The organism is Dietzia sp. B19, assembly GCF_014145155.1.
In the GTDB taxonomy this organism is placed as follows: Bacteria; Actinomycetota; Actinomycetes; order Mycobacteriales; family Mycobacteriaceae; genus Dietzia; species Dietzia natronolimnaea.
In genome coordinates this window covers 1-5,229 of the sequence record NZ_JAALED010000252.1, presented here as the reverse complement: position 1 = coordinate 5,229, position 5,229 = coordinate 1, and the positions used below count along the sequence as shown (strand labels likewise).

General features: G+C 70.1%; 4 protein-coding genes. All 4 read left to right on the top strand.

The window, feature by feature from the left end; genetic code table 11:
• Window positions 1–58 precede the first annotated feature (58 nt).
• A complete protein-coding gene (trmB, locus tag G6020_RS08130; protein WP_187700315.1) occupies window positions 59–739 on the top strand; it encodes a tRNA (guanosine(46)-N7)-methyltransferase TrmB in 681 nt (226 codons plus the stop codon).
• 37 nt (window positions 740–776) lie between these two features.
• The gene (locus G6020_RS08125) at window positions 777–1,451 is read left to right on the top strand and encodes an NYN domain-containing protein (RefSeq protein ID WP_179523595.1); all 675 of its coding nucleotides are present in this window, start codon (window positions 777–779) and stop codon (window positions 1,449–1,451) included.
• 12 nt (window positions 1,452–1,463) lie between these two features.
• Window positions 1,464–4,013, top strand: coding sequence for an MMPL family transporter (locus G6020_RS08120; protein WP_182610275.1), 2,550 nt, complete (start codon window positions 1,464–1,466; stop codon window positions 4,011–4,013).
• A 64-nt stretch (window positions 4,014–4,077) separates the two neighbouring features.
• The coding region (locus G6020_RS08115; RefSeq protein WP_241732625.1) for a YbhN family protein at window positions 4,078–5,229 on the top strand (1,152 nt) is incomplete at its 3' end.

Genomic DNA, 5,229 nt, shown 5'->3' with positions numbered 1-5,229 from the left:
CGGCGACACCCCGGACGGCGACACCCGGGGCGGTGCGACCCCCGACCACGACCCGCGTCTGTTCCCCAGGGTCACGGCCTACCGGTTCCGGCGCGGCACCCTGCGTCCGGGGCAGCAGCGGAACTGGGAGGAACACTGGCCGACCTACGGCCGCAACGTGGCGGACGACCTCGTCGACCCGCAGGCCCTGTTCGGTCGCGTCGCGCCGCTGATCGTGGAGATCGGCTCCGGGACCGGGACGTCGACCGCGGCGATGGCGGCCGACGAGCCCGACGTGGACGTGATCGCGGTGGAGGTCTACCAGCCGGGTCTGGCCCAGCTCCTGGGGATGATCCTGCGCGAGGGGCTCGAGAACGTCCGGATGATCCGCGGCGACGGGGTGGACGTGCTGACCAACATGATCGCGCCGTCGAGCCTGACCGGCGTGCGCGTGTTCTTCCCGGATCCGTGGCCCAAGGCCCGCCACCACAAGCGGCGGCTCCTGCAGTCGGGCACGTTCGAACTGATCTCCTCGCGCCTCCGTCCCGGCGGTGTGCTCCACGTGGCCACCGACCACGCGGACTATGCCGACTGGATCGCCGAGACCGGCGACGCGGAACCCTCACTCGAGCGGCTCGACGCCACGACCGGGGCCGGACACGTACCGTTCAGTCTGAAAAGACCCGTGACGAAGTTCGAGGGCAAGGGTCTGCAGGAGGAGCGAGTGATCAACGAGTTCCTCTGGCGTCGTAGAGACTGACAACCCCGTATCTACAAGAAGACCGAGGCAGCAGACGATGACCCCACCTGACGGACCGGACGCCCACGACCTCTCCGACGTGGTGCCGCCCGACGCCCCGGGCCTGGTGCTGCTCGTCTGGGACGCCCCCAACGTGGACATGGGCCTGGGCTCGATCCTCGGCGGCCGTCCCACGGCCGTGTACCGTCCCCGTTTCGACGCGCTCGGGCGGTGGCTGCTCGGGTACGCGGCCGAGTTGTCGGTGACCACCAACGACACCCTCGAGGCCGAGGCGACCGTCTTCACCAACATCGTCCCGGGCACCTCGGACAACGTCCGCCCCTGGGTCGAGGCCCTGCGCAACGTCGGCTTCGCCGTCTTCGCCAAGCCCAAGACCAGCGAAGACTCCGATGTCGACGACGACATGCTCGAGCACATCGACCGGCGCGCCGAGTCCGGCAGGCTCGCCGGTGTCGTGGTGGCCTCCGCCGACGGCCAGGCGTTCCGCGAGCCGTTGGAGGAGCTCGCCGACGAGGTCCCCGTCACCGTCATCGGGTTCCGGGAGCACGCCACCTGGGCCGTCCAGCACGACACGATCCGATTCCTCGACCTCGAGGACATCCCAGGCGTGTTCCGGGAGCCCCTGCCCCGGGTCAGCCTGGAGAACCTGCCCGACGAGGGTGCCTGGCTGCAGCCGCTCCGGCCGCTCACCGCCCTGCTCAACTCGCGTTAGGAGCGCGCAGCCGTGTTCAACTCACTCGGAGGGTTCGTCGCCCGCCGCCGCGTCCCCGTCCTGCTCTTCATGGTCCTGGTCATGGCCGCCCTCAGCGTCGCCGGCAGCATGTTCGGCAACGCCTTCGGTCAGGGGGGCTTCGAGGACCCGAAGAGCGGGTGGGCGACCGCCGAGCGGCTCGAGCAGGAGGCGTACGGCCGCGACGCGCTCGGCGACGTCGTCGTCACCTATCACGCCCCCGAGGGCACCACGGTCGACGATCCCGCGTTCCAGGACCCCGTCCGGGCCTCGCTCGACGCGATCCGCGACGAGTTCCCCGACGAGGTCACCGGCGTGACCAGCTTCGTCTACAACCAGTCCCCCGCCCTGGTCAACCGTGACGAGGGCATCGCGGTGGCCTCGATCCAGCTGGCGGGCGAGGAGGAGGAGATCCTCGAGAACTTCCGGGTGATCGAGAACCGGATCGACGTCGACGGCATCGAGACCGACGTCGCCGGCGTCCAGGCGGTCGCGGGAGCGCTGCAGGACGGCATGGACGCCGACCTCGTCCGGGCGGAGCTCATCGCGCTGCCCCTGGTGTTCGTCCTGCTCATCGTGGTGTTCGGCGGCGTGGTGGCCGCGTTCCTGCCGGTGGCCGTGGGCATCCTGACGATCCTCGGGTCGATCGGCGCCCTGCACCTGCTGTCGTTGGTGGTGCCGGTCAACTCGTTCGCCCAGAACGTGGTCACGCTGATCGGCCTGGGGCTGGCGATCGACTACGGCCTGTTCGTGGTGAGCCGGTTCCGGGAGGAGATGGCCGAGGGGTACCCACCGGTCGTCGCCGTACGCAGAGCCGTGGCCACCGCCGGCCGCACCGTGGTGTTCTCGGCCGTCATGGTGGGCGTGACCCTGTCCGGGCTGCTGATCTTCCCGCAGGACTTCCTCAAGTCGGTGGCCTATGGGGCGATCGCCGCCGTCATCCTGGCCGCGCTGCTGTCGGTGACGCTGCTCCCGGCGGTGCTGGTGATGTTGGGGCACCGCGTCGACATGCTCGGCATCAAGCGCCTGCAGCGGCACCGCACCCGCGAGCAGGTGGAGAACGGGCTGTTCGGCCGGGTCGCCGACTTCTCGATGAAGCACCCGGTGGCGGTGGCGGTGCCCGTCGTGGTGGTCCTCGTGGCGCTCATCATCCCGTTCTCCGGGGTCAAGTTCGGCGGCATCAACGAGACCTACCTCCCGCCGGACAACACCACGCGGGTGGCGCAGGAGCAGTACGACCAGAACTTCCCCGGCACCCGCACCGACCCGGTCAAGCTCGTCGTGATCGGGTCGGACGGCACCACGCTCTCGCAGATCCGCGCCGAGGCCAACAACGCGCCCGGGCTCACCGGTCCGTTCCAGTTCGCCCGGTCCGGACAGCAGGACGACCAGGGCCGCGACGTGGTGGTCCTGCAGTCCGGTCTGGTCGACCGCAACTCACCGGCCGAGACCGTCGAGTACCTGCAGCAGTTCCCGATCCCCGCCGGCACCGAGGTCCACGTGGGCGGGAACCCGGCCATGGAGTCCGACTCGGTCGACGCGCTGGTCGACGGACTCCCGTGGTTCGTGTTGTACGTGCTGGTCGCCACCACGATCCTGATGTTCCTGGCGTTCGGCTCGCTGGTGCTGCCCATCAAGGCGGCGATCATGAACCTGCTGGGCCTGGGCGCCACGCTCGGGATCCTCACGTGGATCTTCGTCGACGGGCACCTCGCCGACCTGCTCGGCTTCACACCGGGGCCGCTCACCTCGCCAGTGGTGGTGCTGCTGATGGCGATCATCTACGGGTTGTCCACGGACTACGAGGTGTTCCTGGTGTCCCGGATGGTCGAGGCGCGATCCCGGGGCGCCAGGACCGCCGAGGCCATCCGCAGCGGTGTGGCCAACACCGGTCGGATCATCACCTCGGCCGCGCTGATCCTCATCGTGGTGACCGGCGCGTTCGCGTTCTCGGACATCGTGATGATGAAGTACATCGCGTTCGGCATGATCGCCGCCCTGATCATCGACGCCACGGTGATCCGCATGCTGCTGGTGCCCGCGGTCATGCAGATGCTGGGCACCGACAACTGGTGGGCCCCCCGGTGGATGAAGCGGGTCCAGGAGCGGATCGGCCTGGGCGAGGCCGAGATCGGCGACGAGCCCGAACACCTGCAGGGCGGCCCTGCCCGGGTCGGGTCGGCGGGACCGGTCAGGGTCACGGAGACGGGCGTCCCTGACACCGCACCCGCAGGACCTGTCGCGGGGAGCCCCGCTGACGGACCCTCCGTGGCGGAGGGGACGCAGGTGCCGGGATCGGCGGTGGGGCTCCTCGAGCGCGAGCCCGAAGCGGAACCTGTGCGCGAGCCGGAACCTGCGCGCGAGCCGGAACCTGTGCGCGAACCCGCGCCCGAACCTGTGCGCGAGCCCGAACCCGACCTCCGGACCGCACCCCGGCCCGAGCACCGTCGTCGGGACGGGGGCGGCGGGGAGAAGATCCCCGCCGCGGAGCTGATCGCCCGGCTCCGGCAGGAGCGGGAGAGGGAACGGGATCGCGACGCGTGAGGCCCCGCCCGACCTCCGGAGTGTGAACCTGGGCCGAGGCCGGTCCGCGGGTTATGGTGGCGGGATGAAGGGGACCCGGGGCGCCGTCCTGCGCCGTCGTGTCCGGGTGGTCCTGGTCAACCCCTGGTTCAAGGCGTTGGCGACCCTGGCCGTCCTGGGCTTCGTCCTCTACTGGCTCCGCGGGCAGATGCCGTTCTTCGCCGAGGGGTTCTCGGCGGTCACCAGCCCGCACTGGGGTTGGGTCGCGGTGGCGCTGGTGTTCTCCTACCTCTCCATGTCCAGCTACGGCTCGGTGCAGAAGGTGCTGCTGCAGTCGGCGGGCGTCAGGGTGGGGCACTGGGCGAGCGTCGGTCTGGTCTTCTCCGCCAACGCGTTCTCGACCTGCATCCCCGGCGGGCAGGTCTTCGGAACCACCCTGACCTACCGGAAGACCCGCCAGTGGGGCGCGACCCGGGTGGTGGCGTCGTGGCAACTGGTGATCTCCGGAGTGCTGTCCACGGTGGGGATCGTGCTGCTCGCGTTGATGGGCTTCTTCCTGGTGGGCCGTGTGTCCAACCCGTTCCTGCTGATGGTGTCCGCGATCGGCCTCGTGGCGATCGTGGTGGTGGTGCAGTGGGCCGCCAGGAACCCCGACAGGATCGAGGAGGCCCTGCTGTCGTTGTTGGCGTGGGTCAACGCCCGGCGCCGCCGGCCCGCCGACCACGGTGCGACCGGGGTCCGCAAGATCGTGGAGCAGGCCGAGGCGGTCGAGATGACCAAGACCCAGTTCTCCAAGGCCTTCGCGTTCTCACTCCTCAACTGGGTCGCCGACATCGGCTGCCTGTGGGCGGCCGCCCACGCGGTCGGCGCCCAGCCCAGCATCGGCGGTCTGTGTATCGCCTACGTCACCGGCAAGATCGTGGCCTCCGCGCCGATCACCCCCGGTGGTCTGGGAACGGTCGAGTTCGCGCTCATCACCGCGCTCACCGCGGGCGGGCTCGGTGCGCACCAGGCGTTCGCGGCGGTGTTCCTCTACCGCATCGTCAGCTTCGTCCTCGTGGCGCTGGCGGGGTGGGTGGTCTTCTTCCTCTTCTACCGCGGTGCGGTGGAGATCGATCCGGATGCCGAACCCGCGGAGGACGACACCCCGCGCGAGGACGCCTCGTCGTCGTCGCCCCGCCTCCACCCCGACCAACCAGCCGTGATCGCCGCCCCGCCCGCCGGTCTCGCCGCGATG

Excerpts from the sequence above, each read along its gene's own strand:
- G6020_RS08125 (WP_179523595.1), top strand. The coding sequence starts at position 777 with ATGACCCCACCTGACGGACCGGACGCCCACGACCTCTCCGACGTGGTG.